Genomic DNA, 15,667 nt, shown 5'->3' on the forward strand with positions numbered 1-15,667 from the left:
TGTTTTCGTTCTCGTCTACATTTATAGAATAACCTGCAGGAATGAGAGATCAGCGAGAGTTAGATTAGAATTTGATGAGAAAATGAGGAGATTGCTCATTTAATGAGTGTTCATTATGTATGTAATCTAAAAGAAATGAAAAGATGACCCCTAAATTAGGAATCATCTATCCAACAAGGTGTAACTCTATATTCAATGGATTCCTGTACAAATGTTAATCATCGTCCTCATCCCAAGTCACGGAACGAATCGCTCCCGAGATGGCATTCACTTGCACAATGGCTTCCCGGCCATCCTCCAGATCAATCTCGACCAGATAATACGGATTTCCGCTGTTGGTTCCACGCAGTTCGATGTCGTCCACTTCTCCCGGGACCTCTGCAAGTGCCTTCTGCTTGGCTTGTTTCTCGCTTAGAAACTGAGGCTTGGGATCTTCCTTTGTCGGTTCAGTTGTCGGCGCTGCTATTGTTTTGGAAGATATCGTCTCTCCGGTATATGGATCAATCGTGAGTTCTTCACGGCTGTTATCTTTAGCCTTTACTACCGCGGTGTATACCGGACTTCCTTGCTGCTCCACAAGTTCTAGCGAGACCAATTGGTCATCCGTTTGTTGTTTTAACAACGCCGTCTTGATCTGCTCGCGGCTCCATAACGTCTTCTCTTCCGCTTGCGGGTTGGACTCCAGCCGTTTGATGGAATTCACAGTTGCCGTAACGGCATCCACTTGCACGTCATATAGGCCGGTCTCCGAGCGAAGCTGCATGATATACGTCCCGTCCTTCAACGTGGAATTCACAATCTCACCCGGATACTGATCCAACACCGATTGGGCTGCCGCATCTGCCGTAAGTACCACACCACTCGATTGCCAAGGCTTCCACCACACAACTGCTGCCACAATCAGCACAACGAGAAGCCCTGCACCCCACCAAAGTGATCTTCGCGATTTCGCCCATCTACTGTTCGCCTGTTCATGCCGTTTCATCTCCGGTGGTCGCTGCTCATGCTCTGTCATCACGTTTCCCCCTATGCACTCTCTTATCATCCCCAGTTGATCTGATGCTTATCAGTATATAAGAGAAGAATGAGAATTTCATGAGAGCGGCCCGTTTTGAACCGATATTGGCAAAATAATTGAAGCCTCGGTGCCTTTACCCTCGGTGCTGGTCAGTTCGATCCGTGCTCCAACTGCCCCTGCAAGCTCTTTGGCAAGTGACAATCCCAGACCTGAACCACTTGCACCTAAGCTGCGTGTTCTGGCCGGATCAACCCGGTAGAATCGGTCAAATACCTTTTCCAGCTCGTCCTCCCGCATACCAATCCCGGTATCCACAATCCGAATACGGCACTCTTGCCCCTTGGCTTCCAGCCTGACTTCAATGGCATCTTCACTATACTTCCGGGCATTATCCAGCAAAATAAACAAAAGCTGCTTCAGCTTGCTCTCATCGCTGATCGCCCAGATTGAACCTGGATCTTCACACCTGACTTCGCGGTGATAGGCTTCGCGAAACGCACGTGTGGAGTCTGTAGCCAGTCTCGTGATATCCACACGCGCCAACTGCACATTCCACTGCTCTGGCTGCTTCGCGAGCAGTAGCAGTTGCTCGGTCATCTCTCGCATGCGAACCGATTCGGACAGAATCGCTTCCACTGCTTCATCGAATACCTCGGGCCGCTCTTTTCCTCGCCGCTGTAGCAGACTGGCATAGCTCTCAATAATGGTCAGCGGTGTTTTGAGCTCATGAGATGCATCCGATACGAATCGCTCCTGTCGTTCAAAGTTGGATTCGAGCAGATCCATCATCCGGTTGAACGTCTGCCCCATCGTTTTCAGTTCATCCTTCGATCCTTCCTCCAGTGGAAGACGCTTGAATTGTCCGCTGGACTGTATGTCAGTCATCGTGCGTGTCATCTGCTGAATCGGTCTGGTCATCCGGTTCGCCAGAATCCGGCTGGAGATAATGGCTGGAATGAGAGCAATAATCGTGACCGCCACAAGCACAGTCCGAAGTACAGACAGACGATTCTCTGTCTCTGCAATGCTCTCGGTGACCTGCACATTCACTACCTCGCCATCAGGCCAGATGACTGGGACTGAAACCCACACATAACCAATCTGTTCAACTTGGGTATACTCCGATTTCTTCTCACTTTCGTACTTATAAGGCAGCTTGCTCAACTGCTCGGAAGCTGCTGTTGTTGTCACCGGGGAACTGGTGCCGTCTTCATTGACGATCCGAAGCATGCCGTTCACAGGCGCGTAGGCCCGCAACAAGTCGTCTGGCGGAATGGAGCCGGCAGACTGACGTACTCCTTTGACAATAGACTCGGCCTCTGCTTCCACCCGATTAACCTCGTTATCAATCGACATCCGCTCAAACACGATATAGACCGACAGGTTCACCGCGATTAACAGCACAGCAAATAATACAGACGAATATCCGTAGATTTTACTACGCAGGCTCATGACTGTTCCTTCAGGACGTATCCTACGCCCCGTACGGTATGTATTAAGGGTGGTGTGAATCCGTTATCCACCTTTTTGCGCACATAACGGATGTACACATCCACCACATTGGTATCTCCATAATAATCGTATCCCCACACGGCCTGCACAATCTGATCACGACTGAGCACCTGACGTTGATTCTGAAGCAAATACACGAGCAGGTCGAACTCACGTGGAGTAAGCTCAATGGCCACACCATCTCGGGATACCTCTCGCGTTCCTTCATTTAGTCTCAACCCCGCAGCCGTCAACCAGCCCGACTCAGCTTCAGCCTGATGCCCAGAAGAGTCATTCCCCATATCAGCAGGTGTAGACGAAGAAGCGGAAGAAGCAACAGACGCGACTGCACTAAGCCGTAAAGCTGCCCGAACTCGGGCAAGCAACTCTTCAATCTGAAACGGCTTGGTGATGTAGTCATTGGCTCCGAGATCCAGGCCGGATACTTTGTCTTCCACGGAATCTTTGGCGGTGAGCATAATGATCGGTACTGTAGCATCTTTGGCCCGAACTCGCCGCAACACTTCAATTCCGCTCAGACCAGGCAACATCACATCAAGCAGAATCAGATCCCACTGTCCTTCTGCATACTTCTCCAGCCCTTCTGTTCCACTACCAGCCTTGCCTACCTGATATCCCTCATACTGTAATTCCAGTTCAAGCAGACGTGCTATTTTGGGCTCATCCTCTATGACCAGCACGGCTTCGTTCATGCAGCGCTCCCCCTCATCCCCATCAATTCATTCTCCCGTTATCTTACAATAACATCTACAGTTTGCCCAAGGCATCTTCAACCGGTTGCTCCCCGGCAATCAAATCAAAGGCCATCCGATACGTCTTCTCTTCCTGCAAGGAAGCCACGATGACGCGGGCCACATCTTCACGCGGGATGCTTCCCGGCTTCAGATCGGTTCCAACTGCAATCTTGCCCGTGCCCGGTTCATTCTTCAGACCACCTGGGCGAATAATCGTGTAATTCAGATCACTTGCAAACAATGCACGATCCGCATAATGTTTCGCCACGTAATAAGGCTTGATGGATTCTGACCACTTCTCCCGTTGATCTGCGCCATACGCACTGACCAGAATATATCTGGAGATTCCTTGCTGCTCTGCGGCTTCCATCGTTTTCACCGCACCATCGAGATCAATCAACAGTGTTTTGTCCTGACCGGTAGATCCGCCAGAACCCGCCGTAAACACAATCGCATTATGATCCTTCATTGCCTCGGTCAAGTCCTCCACACTGCCCTCCAGATCACCGATCACCACATCGGCACCAAGTTCCTTCAGCGCGTCTGCCTGCTCCGGTTTGCGGATCATGGCCGTTACTTTATGCTTGCCTTCCTGAACCAGCTGCTCCACCAAAGATTTTCCGATTTGTCCATTTGCTCCTATAACTAAAACGTTCATACGTCATTCTCCTCTCAGTTGAACGGATGGCTTGTTGTTGCTCCCCGTTCCTTTTATTTAAAGATGCTCATCTTATAATTTAAACGAAAGCCGGCGCTTCTAAGCGCCGGCTTCATGTCCATGCCTGTTCAGTACCTCTATGAAATGTGAAGTCTTCCGTTGTCCCATTAATATGCCATATCCCCTGGGTACTTTATACGCGACCTCACATTTGACCACTTCTGCCGCACCTTTTTTCCATCTGAATATCTGTTATCCTTTGTAATCGTGACAACCAAAAAGGACGCCCAAAGGGCGCCCTTGAATGGCATTAAGATTAGTAAGCCAGTGCGAACAAACCGTGAATATGAGCCAGGTAACGGATGTTACTTGCTTCTTTCATCATGGTTGCAGGCAGACCTTTCAGACGAGTCTGGTTGCCACCGATCATGCCGACAGCATCTTTACGACCCAGACTTCCCAGCGTACCGGAGAATACTGGTGTGAAGGATTCCATTGCGCCACCTTTGAACATTACGCCCAAGTTGTGACCGATGGTTTCACCCATTTGCCAAGCCAATTGTGCTGTTGGAGGGTAAGGGCGAGCGCCTTCGCTAGGGAAGACCACTGCGCTGTCACCAGCAACAAACACGTCTTTGTGAGAAGTAGATTGCAGAACTTCCGTAACTTTCGCACGGCCACGATCCACTTCAATTCCGCTGTTAGCAACAACAGCGTTGCCTTGTACGCCCCCTGTCCATACGAGTGTGCTCGTAGGGATGGAGCTGCCGTCTTTCAGCAGAACTTCGTTTTCTTTCATCTCAGTAATCGCTACGCCAACGATGAAGTTAACGCCACGTTTCTCAAGACTCGATTTAGCACGCTCAACCAGTTCTGGTGGGAATCCAGCCAGGATGGAAGGACCAGCTTCAACCGTGTGCAGGGATACTTCTTTGAAATCGATCCCTTTTTCTTGACATACAGCAGGAAGCAGGTCAGCGAATTCACCAACAAGCTCAATACCTGTCAAGCCGCCGCCACCAATAACAAACGTAGCGTCTGCTTTGTTGCCGGACTGTTTGTAAGCATCAAGACGTGCTTCAACGTGTGCACGAATACGGTTTGCATCGCTAACCGATTTGAGCGTGAAGCTGTACTCTTGCAATCCCGGAATTCCGAAGAATGCCGTTTCGCTGCCCAGGGCAACGACAAGTGCATCGTAAGAGTATGTGGAGCCGCTGGTCATCAGAACTTTCTTCTCGTCCGGCTTGATTGTATCCACCGTATCGATTTTCAAGTTCACGTTTTTGCCACGCAGCAATTTTTCGAGTGGAAGAGCTACTGCTTGCTCAGCAATGCTTCCCGCTGCAAGACGGTGCAGTTCCGTGATAATTTGGTGTGTAGGGTAACGGTTCACGACAGTAATTGTCGCTTCTTCCGGAGACAAGTATTGACGCGCAGTCAATGCAGTCAACAGACCGCCGTATCCTCCACCCAAGATCAAAATTTGCTTCGACATATCCATCCTCCGTTCTTCTAAGTCTTAACGTTTCGGTTGTTGACGCTCGTTCAAGATGCTCAAGAAAGATTGAGCAAAACGAAGCGATTGTTGTACGTTTGGATCTTTAAGCATTTTCAGCATAGCGAACAAGCCAACTGAAGTTTGCTCTGTTTGCGCACGGTCATTGGCTTCAATGGCAGCAGAAGCTACACCTTTGGCTTTGTCTACAACAGGCTTAGCGAACTCGCCCATTGCGCTCATTGTGTCGCTGATCAGAACTTTGTCTGTTGCTACACTTTGTGCAAAGTCATAAGCTTTCGTCATAGCAGTAACCATTTCAGCCAATTTAGGCAGGTTCTCCACCAGAACGGTTAAAGACTCCTGTACCTCAGGCTTCATCAGTTGATCCAGAACGTCCAAGGACTGGCGCTCGGAAACGTTGGCACCTTCTGTAACTGGCACCTCTTGTTGAGTAGGCGATTGTGACATAAGAGAAAGTCCTCCTTTACTTTGGGATAGAAGTCCGCGACTTTCATGATGCCTGTCAAGCAGAGCCGAACCACAAAATACATCGAATACATCTAAATGTACCAAATTTCACACAATAGGATGAGCGTAGCTCAGGGCCACTCCCATATCATGCATTGTATCTTGGATCTATTGCGGACAACATGTGTTGACGCACAAAACGACAAGCAGGCCGAAACCGAACTCTATACCCTTATATTACACCTCTTACACATGAACATGAAAAAGAAATTTTTTACACTTGTGAAGATATTGTGAACATTGTAACAAAATCGATTTTTTTGTCAACCCATGCAGGCAAGCTAGTGCTGCCGATCTTCCTGTCCAAAATCCGTATTCCTACCACATGTGGTATTAAGACAAGATCACATATGACCAGATGTACGATATGTACACAAGGAAGGATTGGTTTATCGATATTCACAGGAATTGTTTTCCAAATTCAATAATCTCGCGCAACGAAATTGGTCACTGTCGTTATTATGCAGCGATGAGCACAGCCTTATTCCATTATTGAGACATCTTTTCTATTTCAAGTATGAACCTCTTGCGCCGCGAATGCAAAAATTGGATTATACCTCTTTTGTTTAGAATGCTGGCATCCCGGTTAATTAGGACTACACCAGACAACGAAGGAGATGTTCGATATGAGTAATTCAACTAGCGATAAAATCAAAGCAGGCATTAATAAGGCTAAAGGCGAAGTGAAGGATCAGATCGGTAATGCAACCAATAACAGATCCCTTCAGGCTGAGGGCAAGAAAGACAAAGCCAAAGGTGCTGTACAGGATAAAATTGCTGACGTTAAAAAAGATCACTAGATCCTTTTGATGTGAGGTCAACAGCACGATGATTTCGTGCAATAGATCGTTGTAAACTAGCCTGGCCGTCCGTATTCGGATGAAAATCTGAACATGAGACGGAGGCGCAAAAAAGCCAAGGAAGGTGTTATTCAATACACCCTTCCCTGGCTTTTTTTGTGCGTTCTATACTGCTGGAACTGCGTATCTAGCCATATCGATAATGAAACTGCGCGTTTCCCTTGTTGTATGGTATTCACGGCTGAACTGTCTTACCCATTCGGGATGTTCCTGATACCAACGGAAGGTTCTTTCTAAGCCTTTTTCCAATGTGGTTTGTGGTAACCACCCCAATTCCGCTCGTAATCTGCCTGAATGCACGACCAGACTGGAGCCTCTGGACTGGGTGGGTTCTTGCTCCCGAATCTCTACAGCAGCTAAAGATCGATCCATGGGTTTTAACATCTCCCCGATCTCCTGCATCGTTGTTCCAAGCCCTGTCGATATGTTGTAGACCTGTCCATCTTTGCCTTTCAGCATGATCTGTTCAATGGCACGTAGGGCGTCGTCCACATACAAGAAATCACGCACGGCCGATCCCTGAATATCCAGAGGCAGTCCGTCCAGCATTCGACCAAAGTTTCGGGGAATAATACGGTCTGGCAATTGCCATGGACCATAGAGGTTGGTCAAGCGAAAGAGTTTGACTGGAAGCTGGTAACATTGAGCGTAGGAGTGAGCAAGCATTTCACAGGCAACTTTGGATGCGGAATAAGGCGAGACAGGCGCATACGGATCTGATTCATGATAGACTCTGCCCCAATCGCCCCCATACACTTCAACAGATGAAGCCAGCAAGACTGGAATGTGATGTTCCGTCGCATATTGCAGAATAGCCTGTGTGCTGAGTGTATTATTGCGGAAAACTTCCCCTGGCTGATGATACGAATAATCCACATGAGGCATGGCTGCCAGATGAATAATGTAATCTGTTCCTGGAGGCAGATGAATCCGGTCCGATGCAAGGTCACAACAGGTGAATGGCATCTCATGTAGAGGAGAGACGTGAACAAGCCTCTGACAATAATCATCCCGATCCAGAAGGGTAATTCGATGCCCCTTTTGCGCCAAATACTGTGAAAGATTAAATCCCACAAATCCAGAAGCCCCTGTAATAACAATGTTCACACACGATTCCCCCTTGCGATTTATACAACGAGTGCATTGAAGAGAGTATATGTACTGAGTATAACCTTAAAATGATACATTTTGTATCATTTTACAATTGTTTTTTGTTCGCCCTTGAGGATATCGGGTAATTTATCGTGAGGTGATACCAAATGAATGAACGAAAAAAGAACATAGAGACGTTATTCCTTCAGGAGAATGGTGTAATTCCCAATCATCCGACCCTGCCTGTGCTTTTGTATAAGAATGTATGGGCAGAGGAAGCACTGAATGCAGAATCGTTGCTGAACCGTAATGGATGGGGAAATAGCTGGTTGAATGGTGTGTTCAATTATCATCATTATCATAGTAACGCGCATGAGGCTCTTGCTGTGGTGAGTGGATTCGTGAAATTGATTTTAGGTGGAGAAAATGGGCATAAAGTGTACCTTCAGACAGGCGACGTTGTCGTGCTTCCCGCTGGAACAGGGCATAAACGTCTGGAGTCCAGCACTGACTTTCGTATTGCCGGTGCCTATCCGGGCGGCATGAGTTACAATACACGCACAGGTGAGGAAGGCGAGTTGCAGAAGGCTTTTCAGGAAATACGTGAGGTTCCGATTCCGGATACCGATCCGGTCTATGGGCAGCACGGACCGCTACTAAAAATCTGGAATGGGAAGAAGTCATAACAGATATCATGGAGAGAAAAAAGAACTTTATTAGACAATGCACAGGAGAAATTGGTCCAGTATTCAAGCATGAACAAATAGACTGTCCCCGGACAAGTAGGAGAATCATGCCGGAGTACAGTCTATATGTTTTTCTTCAATCTCTAATCTATCGCACGCCAGTAACTTTTAGTTCCGCTCCTTACTCGCAAGTCGGACACCATAGTATCTCATCGCATATGGGATACCTTCCATCTCCAGTCGGCCCTGCAGCACAAGTTGACGTATTCGATATTCAATAAATGCATCTCCCACAGTTTGTTCTAAATATCCAAGTACTTCACCTACAACACGGGCACATATTATAAATTCATCTGATTGTCTGGTTAATGTAAGATCTCTCACCTTTTGCATAATGAAATCATCAATTCCGTCCTCGGACACGCTATGAATCTTACTATCCTTCATTATTCGCAGATGGTCTTGTTGTTTAGAGAGAGAATCCCACTCTTGCTCCATCTGCTTGCGTTCTTCTGAAGACACCGGCTCTGCATTTACACAGTGGTTCCACATGGCTAATAGCTTCTCAGAAACAATCTCTCCTGTTCTCCAAACATCATACTCAATGTCAGGGTTATGGAATAACTCCTGATACAGTTCACTTGTCTCGATCAGATAAACAGGACTCTTCCTGTTACGAAGCAAATGAATAGCAAACAGAAGACCCGTTTTCTCATGGGCGTTATTAGCATACCAAATGGTTATTCTAGTCTCTTCATCAATGGAACTCATCACGTTATTTAATTGAATCAGTTCATCTACGCCTTTGATAGCGTAATTTCCGTGTTCACTTAAATGCAGTCGCTCCAGCAACCAGAGGTGTCTACGTTGTAGAACTATCTTCTCAGTGAGATCCCCTAATGGGCCTATAGCATAGTAGTCATTCATAGAATAAAAACGTCGTCCCACGCGTCCAGGAACACTACCCATGGCAACCTTAATGCTACCCAACGGTGATTCACCAATCGCTATATGAATTTCACGCGGCTTCTGTGTATCAAGCATTTGCTGCTCAGCTTGCTTCCGATTCCTCTCCTCGCCTAACCCCTCAAAAATCCGCTGTACGCTCACCGCAAAATCAACCGAATGTTCTTCTGTCTGATGACTAACTGCCATGTCCGCGCCAAGATAGAGCATACGCAATAATGAACGAAGCTCTTCTTCATTCATGCGATATAATTCTTTATCAAAATCAAAGACATTTTCAATCATACTAATCCCCCTTTAAAAAAGGTTCATCTCCGGGTAATTCATAAATACCACACAAATATACCACTGTACCCCGAAACTAGGAGGAAATCGATTTGCCAGTTGGTTGATTCAGATCATTCAGCTCTTCACCATCTGACGATGACCGGGTAAAATGTCGCTCCAGTTTACGGCTTGCCCACAGGGATACCGCAATGAACAGCAATACGCCTACCCAGCGTACAGGATGCTCCAAAAATTGTTCCACATTGGAACCGATATACGTAACAGAGAAGATCATGATCGCTTTACCACAGCCCACCGCAAGCAGGAAGGATAACAAGCGCATTCGCGCGATACCTGCTGCCACATTAATAATGACGAATGGACCTACCGGGAAGATACTCAGGAGAAAGACATAACCGAACGCATTCCTCCGAATCCATACCATACTGCGCTGCACACGGGGTTTGCGTGCCCATCGTTCCACAAAAGCGGATTTCCCGATCTCCCGTACGATCAGAAAAGTAACGGTGCAACCAAGGACCATGCCGATCCATGAGTATAAAAATCCTGCCCACAGACCGTATACCGCACCGTTCACACCCACTATTAATAGCGTCGGAAGCGGCGGCACAAATGATTTCATAAACGTAAGCAAAATTCCCGGTAATGGGCCCAGGGAGCGAAACTTCTCCAGCCAGAAACGAATATTTTCTTCCGTAATATAGGACATAATGTCCAATGCTGCTGGGGTCATCTGCATCCATCCAATCTATACAGTCTACGTTCTCAGGTTTGATGTTCACTACACATTTCATCATTCATATGGATGATGAAGCTTCTTTAGCAACTCCCTCCCAGTATAACGTACATCTTCGATGAACATCGTTGTCAATTTGAAGAAATTATTGTACAGCGAACTGACTTACCACCCCAATCAAAATTAAATCAAAAAAAGCACACCTCGACCTCTTGTGGTCTTGGTGTGCTCTTCATATCGAAACCCCGATCCTTCTTTGGGGGTATTTATCCTTCTTCCAGCTGCGCTTCCTGCATGGCCAGTTCAATCAGTTCTGCCTGATGTGCAGCATTCCACTCGGGAATACCGGAACGCATGAACTCTTCGGCATCCATAGCTGCTTTGGACTGGTTGCACAAATTACAGGCGCAGACACAGTTAAGCGGGGTGGTATGTCCACCTTTGGCACGCGGTAGCAGATGGTCAATCGTATCTCCATACGATCCACAGAAGTAACAGGTGTAGTGATCCCGGGTCAGAATATACCGCTTGAAATCCTTGTTGCTGAACAATCGGCGAATCGTGTACCGATTGACCACCACAGCGGCTTTTTCCTTGACCAGCGTGACCGCAAGCTCCATGTCCACTTCCTGATGCCAGCGCCTGCCCTTGTCCGTCTTGCCACGCATCCGTACCATGCCTTGCCGGTTGGTCCGGAGCGAAGCCGGATCTTCCGGGTCAATGGCTACCGGGGCCGCCGGTGTCTGACGACGGGGACGGCCGTCCATGCCAGCTGCGTGACTGCGGCTGGCATGCGCGGGTCGCTGCCCGGATGTACCGCGGGCAGCGTCTTCGCCGTTCGCCTTGGGCGCACGCTCCTTGCGCGCTTGGCGCGGCTTGGACCCTGGCGAGCCAGGCTGGCGCACGGGCGCAGGAGGCCCTGCCTCCGCAGCAGCCCCCGGCGCTTGCCCAGGCTCGCGCCTGGTGGCGGCAGGCTGTGCCTCCGCCGCCGTAGGTGCAGCGACCGTGGTGGAATCGCCACGGTCGCTCAGTGCCGGCGCAGGGGCCTCAGCAGCTACGCTGCGGGCCTGCCCTGCGCCGGGCGCGAGCGCGGCAGCACGCTTGCGGCGCCGCTTGCGCTTGCGTTTGGCTGCGGTCGGTTGATCCGCAGCCAGGGGCTCTGCTGCCGGGCCTTGCGGCTCAGCGGGCAGCAGAGCTTGGTGGGCCGCCGCAGCTTGCTCGGCGGCCTGCACTGCAGCGGCAGCTCGCTGTGCAGTGCCCTTTTCATTCGCAGCAGCATGGCGCTGCGAATGCCCTTCTTCCCCACGCCAACGATCACGTGGCTGAAGATCAGCTACTGCCTCACCTGCCAAACCATCATGCTCGTGATTCGTCTCCGCTTGCTCATTGCCTGTCAGTCCCTCTGAACGCTTGCTCTTCCTCCGTCTTCTCCTCTTCTTCCGATTACCCGAAGAAGAAGCTGAGGAAGTCACCAAGTCAACATGTTCATCGTCATTCGCAGACGTCGAGTCTACTGAAGATTGAGACACCAGACGTCTGTCTGAAGACGACTCGGTAGCAGATCCCTGCTCCATGCCATGAGAGATCCGACCCGCTTCATTTTTCGCAGAGGCAGACGGTCTCGTAGTAACATCACGTGTCTCCAAGCCACCCCGTTGATGCCCCATCCGTTCATTCGTTTGACCGCTCACGCTTGAACCCACATCATGATCAGCCTGTCCGCCCAGCTGACGACAGCTGCGGCAGGCTCCCCGTCTGGCTCCAGGGCCTGCCCGTTTTCCGGTTCTGCGCCTGAATTCGGACATAGACCGCTGTTGTCCGCAATACATACATGTCTTGGTCAGTCGCGCTTCTTGTTCCGTCTTTCCTTGCCGGAAAGGGGCTGGCCCCGTCTCCATGTTGTCACCTCGGTTCCGTATGAATCCGGTTTCTTTCTATTGTATCACATCTGCTCGCGAACACCCTCATGACCGAAGGCCTCATAATCTTTCGATTTGTACTCCTGTGTCTGTTCATTGCATTCATGAAGAATGTGTTCCACGTATTCCAATATATCTTGCATCGGTCTCCCGCATTTATCGCATGTTGTCATTATTTTCACCTTAATCCTGTTATCTATAATGTATTATCGTTCCGCCTTATGATTACCCCTCGTAGATGTAAAAGAAACACTCGTTCCCCACATTACAGATATCTGCATGCATCAAAAAAACCGCTTCCTGCTCTCCCCTAAGGTCGACCAAGAAACGGTTTATTATTCCTGTATTGGAAATGTGTCTTAACGAACGTCTAGTTGCCCCGAGTTCTGTTGTGGTGCCAGACGCGGTTTCGGTTTTGGCAGATTACCAAAGATCACCCATGCATATGGAACGAACCTTGCCGTCAATCCAACAACGATCCACGAAGCGATCAGAGCTACGCCGAATCCTCCGGCATACCACAGATGCACTAACCACGACACTCCCGTTTGCGGCGGATAATTCCGATACACCAGCAGGAACAATGGATGGATCAAATAGATACCAAAGGACAGTGCCCCAAGCCGATTCAGCGGCTTAACGATCAGAGACGGCCCTTTGCGGTAGAGCAGATAAGCGATCTGAATGAGTACCAACGCACAAGCAAAGGTATGCACATTCCAGAAGAATTCATACCACAGTGTGTTATACGTTGCGATCTTCAGACGCAGCTGATAATAGATGTACACATGACCCAGTCCGGCAATGATCCACACCGCCCAGAGCAGAATCCATGAAGCTATGCGCCCTTTAGTGGCATTGGCCCGACTGATGACAAACCATTGCTTGATTTTAGGGAAATAGACTCCGATAAAAGCACCCAGCATGAAATAGGAAAAGTAAGAGAACGCCCAGCTTCCCTTATTGGGTACCTGGAATCCATATTTATTACTTACGATAAATGCCCATTGAATCAATAATCCAATCGGTACAGACCATTTCACCACGGAAGGATACTTTTTGAGCAGCCATAGCACCAATGGGAATAACAGATAGAATTGCATGTTAATAAACACAAAATACAGATGCGTATAGGCCTTACCCGTAAACAATTTCGTAATGAAACTTACAGCCGATTCGCCGAACGGTCGGCCTTGATAATGCGTGAAATGCAAGATAACAAAATACATCAATGAAAACAGGAAATATGGAAGCAAAATATACACAAATCTTTTCTTGTAAAAATTACTTACGAGTTTCTTGTCCAGCGGACGGGAATAATAGTTATAGAACAGTACGAAGCTGCTCATAAAAATAAAGGTTGGCGTACCATATTTCATAAAGATATTAATAAAGTTGTACAGCCAATAATAGCCCGAACCGGTCATGTCCACCGTCGCGTAAGAAGTGGAATGCACGCACAGTACGCCGATAATCGCCATGGCACGTACCAGATTCAGCTCCGGAATTCGCTCTCTTTTCAGTGTTTCACTCATGTTTAAAATTTCTCCTTCATTTGTTCGTCAATATGTCAGATATGACTTAATACGATAAAGCTCTCTATCTATTAAAAGGCATAATGCTTAAGATGGGTAGTCCATTTTCTTAACAATTCCTAAATTTTCATCATATTTCACACTATTTTCATGTCTATATATGTAAAAAAGACCGCGAGTACGCGGTCTGTACAACATCCTGCTTTCAACCAAATGATTGTTGGTTCAACCGGATGAGAATGGTAAATTTGGGTTTGGACACGAACCAGCCCCTGACGGAGTCTACTTCTGGCGGCTCGCCAGAATCTGTTTATACACCTCAATCGCTGCTTGTCTCGATGCCTTCAGATCGACAATGGCATCCTTACGCGGTTGATGGATGTCCTTACTATGCAGATCCTTCAGCTCAGGCAACCACTTCCGAATATAATCACCTTGCGGATCATACTTCTCGGATTGTGTCACTGGATTGTTCACCCGAAAATACGGAGCTGCATTCTCACCAAGCGAAGCACACCACAGCCAGTTACCTCGGTTCTGAATATTATCGTAGTCACTCAGCTTGCGCCTGAAATAGGCTTCACCCAAGGTGAATGGACATTGCAGGTTTTTGGTGAGAAACATCGCCGTGAGAATCCGTAACCGGTTCGGCATATGTCCGGTTTCGTTCAGTTCCGTCATCGCTGCATCAATAATCGGAATACCTGTCTCCGCCTTGCACCAACGTTCGAAATGCGCGTCATGGAGGGCCGAGAGATCGTACACCTTTTCATATGTAAAGTAGTGACTCTCATAGACCGCTCGATACAGGTAGAAATCACGGAAGCACAACTGCCTGATCCATTCCCCCGCCTCTGCCGTGTGACTCGCCGCATCATACATCTTGCGAATGGATACGGCTCCCACTGCTACGTAAGAACTGAGATGGCTCGGTTCGTAAGCCTCATATTCGTCCCGATGCTCACCATATTCAGCAATCCGATCCGATAAGAATTGATCCAACAGCAGATGCGGGTCCTCGTCATTCGAGCCACTGGACTCCAGCAACTCCGGAGGTACCTGCATCGCCTCCGGCCATTCAATCTGACGATCACTCACCTTCAGCTCTGCAACCGTTGTTGCCGAGGGAGGATTAGGATGTTCATTCATGAATTCCACCCACCGCCGATGAAAAGCCGCAAATACTTTATACGGCTCTGACTTGCCTGTGAAATTAGCATATCCATTCAGATCCATCAGCAGATGATCGGTTAGTTGCGTGAACGAAACCTCATGCGCCTCACTGACTTTGCGTATGGCCCTATCCCGCTCGATTGCATATGGCGTCATGTCTCGATGGACTACAATCTCGTCAATCTCACCTTTGAATTCGTTCAGGACGAAATCAACTACTTCAGCCGGTTTGCCGTAAGCAACATGCAGTTTTCGTTTGGCTTCAAGATACTGTCTGCTCAGGCCCGCTGCATGCTTCCTAAAATTCACACCGCTGTGTTCCTTCTCTCGGCCTTGCCGCAGGAGAAATGCATCATAGATGAGAACATGCACACTCTCTTCTTCGTGTTCCCGCAAATAATCGAATCCAGCCAGATCATCCGTACGCAGATCTTTGCGGTGTATGAATAGCTTCATGCCTC

The 15,667-nt window shown here is 48.4% G+C and carries 13 protein-coding genes and 1 pseudogene; 2 read left to right on the forward strand and 12 right to left on the reverse strand.

Annotated elements, in window-relative coordinates:
- Positions 1–214: 214 nt before the first annotated feature.
- The 6 genes from HF638_RS09515 to HF638_RS09540 form a co-directional block, all read right to left on the reverse strand.
- Entirely contained in the window at positions 215–1,015 is an 801-nt protein-coding gene (locus HF638_RS09515; RefSeq protein ID WP_169479970.1) for a PepSY domain-containing protein, read from the reverse strand.
- A 78-nt stretch (positions 1,016–1,093) separates the two neighbouring features.
- On the reverse strand, positions 1,094–2,470 hold the full coding sequence (locus HF638_RS09520; RefSeq protein WP_169479971.1) for a sensor histidine kinase: 1,377 nt from the start codon (positions 2,468–2,470) through the stop codon (positions 1,094–1,096).
- Positions 2,467–3,222 carry a response regulator transcription factor gene (locus HF638_RS09525; protein ID WP_169479972.1) on the reverse strand — a complete coding sequence of 252 codons (756 nt, stop codon included), beginning with the start codon at positions 3,220–3,222 and terminating at the stop codon, positions 2,467–2,469. The genes HF638_RS09520 and HF638_RS09525 overlap by 4 nt, the downstream gene beginning before the upstream one ends.
- 55 nt (positions 3,223–3,277) lie before the next feature.
- Entirely contained in the window at positions 3,278–3,922 is a 645-nt protein-coding gene (locus HF638_RS09530; protein ID WP_169479973.1) for an SDR family oxidoreductase, read from the reverse strand.
- Between the two features lie 316 nt (positions 3,923–4,238).
- A complete protein-coding gene (locus tag HF638_RS09535; RefSeq protein ID WP_017691659.1) occupies positions 4,239–5,420 on the reverse strand; it encodes an NAD(P)/FAD-dependent oxidoreductase in 1,182 nt (393 codons plus the stop codon).
- Positions 5,421–5,444: 24 nt separating this feature from the next.
- A complete protein-coding gene (locus HF638_RS09540; RefSeq protein ID WP_017691658.1) occupies positions 5,445–5,891 on the reverse strand; it encodes a DUF1641 domain-containing protein in 447 nt (148 codons plus the stop codon).
- Positions 5,892–6,577: 686 nt separating this feature from the next.
- Here HF638_RS09540 and HF638_RS09545 point away from each other — a divergent pair.
- Complete coding sequence (locus HF638_RS09545; RefSeq protein WP_169479974.1) at positions 6,578–6,751, forward strand: CsbD family protein; 174 nt, start codon at positions 6,578–6,580, stop codon at positions 6,749–6,751.
- A 165-nt stretch (positions 6,752–6,916) separates the two neighbouring features.
- Here the strand turns inward: HF638_RS09545 and HF638_RS09550 are convergent, their stop codons facing one another.
- A complete protein-coding gene (locus tag HF638_RS09550) occupies positions 6,917–7,918 on the reverse strand; it encodes an NAD-dependent epimerase/dehydratase family protein (protein WP_348982091.1) in 1,002 nt (333 codons plus the stop codon).
- A gap of 152 nt (positions 7,919–8,070) precedes the next feature.
- Between HF638_RS09550 and HF638_RS09555 the strand changes: the two genes are divergently transcribed.
- On the forward strand, positions 8,071–8,589 hold the full coding sequence (locus tag HF638_RS09555) for a cupin domain-containing protein (protein WP_169479975.1): 519 nt from the start codon (positions 8,071–8,073) through the stop codon (positions 8,587–8,589).
- Positions 8,590–8,757: 168 nt separating this feature from the next.
- Here the strand turns inward: HF638_RS09555 and HF638_RS09560 are convergent, their stop codons facing one another.
- From HF638_RS09560 to HF638_RS09580, 5 genes and pseudogenes are all read right to left on the reverse strand, one after another.
- On the reverse strand, positions 8,758–9,840 hold the full coding sequence (locus HF638_RS09560; protein ID WP_169479976.1) for a DUF1835 domain-containing protein: 1,083 nt from the start codon (positions 9,838–9,840) through the stop codon (positions 8,758–8,760).
- A 76-nt stretch (positions 9,841–9,916) separates the two neighbouring features.
- Positions 9,917–10,576: a TVP38/TMEM64 family protein gene (locus tag HF638_RS09565; RefSeq protein ID WP_083679557.1), complete on the reverse strand. Its 660-nt coding sequence runs from the start codon at positions 10,574–10,576 to the stop codon at positions 9,917–9,919.
- A 269-nt stretch (positions 10,577–10,845) separates the two neighbouring features.
- Positions 10,846–11,289 (reverse strand): annotated as a pseudogene (locus HF638_RS09570) (HNH endonuclease); the annotation flags it as partial.
- 1,568 nt (positions 11,290–12,857) lie between these two features.
- The gene (locus HF638_RS09575) at positions 12,858–14,033 is read right to left on the reverse strand and encodes an acyltransferase (protein ID WP_169479977.1); all 1,176 of its coding nucleotides are present in this window, start codon (positions 14,031–14,033) and stop codon (positions 12,858–12,860) included.
- A 282-nt stretch (positions 14,034–14,315) separates the two neighbouring features.
- Complete coding sequence (locus HF638_RS09580; protein ID WP_169479978.1) at positions 14,316–15,662, reverse strand: cryptochrome/photolyase family protein; 1,347 nt, start codon at positions 15,660–15,662, stop codon at positions 14,316–14,318.
- Positions 15,663–15,667: the final 5 nt, after the last annotated feature.

Source organism: Paenibacillus sp. SZ31 (genome assembly GCF_012912005.1).
Classification (GTDB): Bacteria; Bacillota; Bacilli; order Paenibacillales; family Paenibacillaceae; genus Paenibacillus.

Excerpts from the sequence above, each read along its gene's own strand:
- HF638_RS09515 (WP_169479970.1), bottom strand. The coding sequence starts at position 1,015 with ATGACAGAGCATGAGCAGCGACCACCGGAGATGAAACGGCATGAACAG.
- HF638_RS09520 (WP_169479971.1), bottom strand. The coding sequence starts at position 2,470 with ATGAGCCTGCGTAGTAAAATCTACGGATATTCGTCTGTATTATTTGCT.
- HF638_RS09525 (WP_169479972.1), bottom strand. The coding sequence starts at position 3,222 with ATGAACGAAGCCGTGCTGGTCATAGAGGATGAGCCCAAAATAGCACGT.
- HF638_RS09530 (WP_169479973.1), bottom strand. The coding sequence starts at position 3,922 with ATGAACGTTTTAGTTATAGGAGCAAATGGACAAATCGGAAAATCTTTG.
- HF638_RS09535 (WP_017691659.1), bottom strand. The coding sequence starts at position 5,420 with ATGTCGAAGCAAATTTTGATCTTGGGTGGAGGATACGGCGGTCTGTTG.
- HF638_RS09540 (WP_017691658.1), bottom strand. The coding sequence starts at position 5,891 with ATGTCACAATCGCCTACTCAACAAGAGGTGCCAGTTACAGAAGGTGCC.
- HF638_RS09545 (WP_169479974.1), top strand. The coding sequence starts at position 6,578 with ATGAGTAATTCAACTAGCGATAAAATCAAAGCAGGCATTAATAAGGCT.
- HF638_RS09555 (WP_169479975.1), top strand. The coding sequence starts at position 8,071 with ATGAATGAACGAAAAAAGAACATAGAGACGTTATTCCTTCAGGAGAAT.
- HF638_RS09560 (WP_169479976.1), bottom strand. The coding sequence starts at position 9,840 with ATGATTGAAAATGTCTTTGATTTTGATAAAGAATTATATCGCATGAAT.
- HF638_RS09565 (WP_083679557.1), bottom strand. The coding sequence starts at position 10,576 with ATGACCCCAGCAGCATTGGACATTATGTCCTATATTACGGAAGAAAAT.
- HF638_RS09575 (WP_169479977.1), bottom strand. The coding sequence starts at position 14,033 with ATGAGTGAAACACTGAAAAGAGAGCGAATTCCGGAGCTGAATCTGGTA.
- HF638_RS09580 (WP_169479978.1), bottom strand. The coding sequence starts at position 15,662 with ATGAAGCTATTCATACACCGCAAAGATCTGCGTACGGATGATCTGGCT.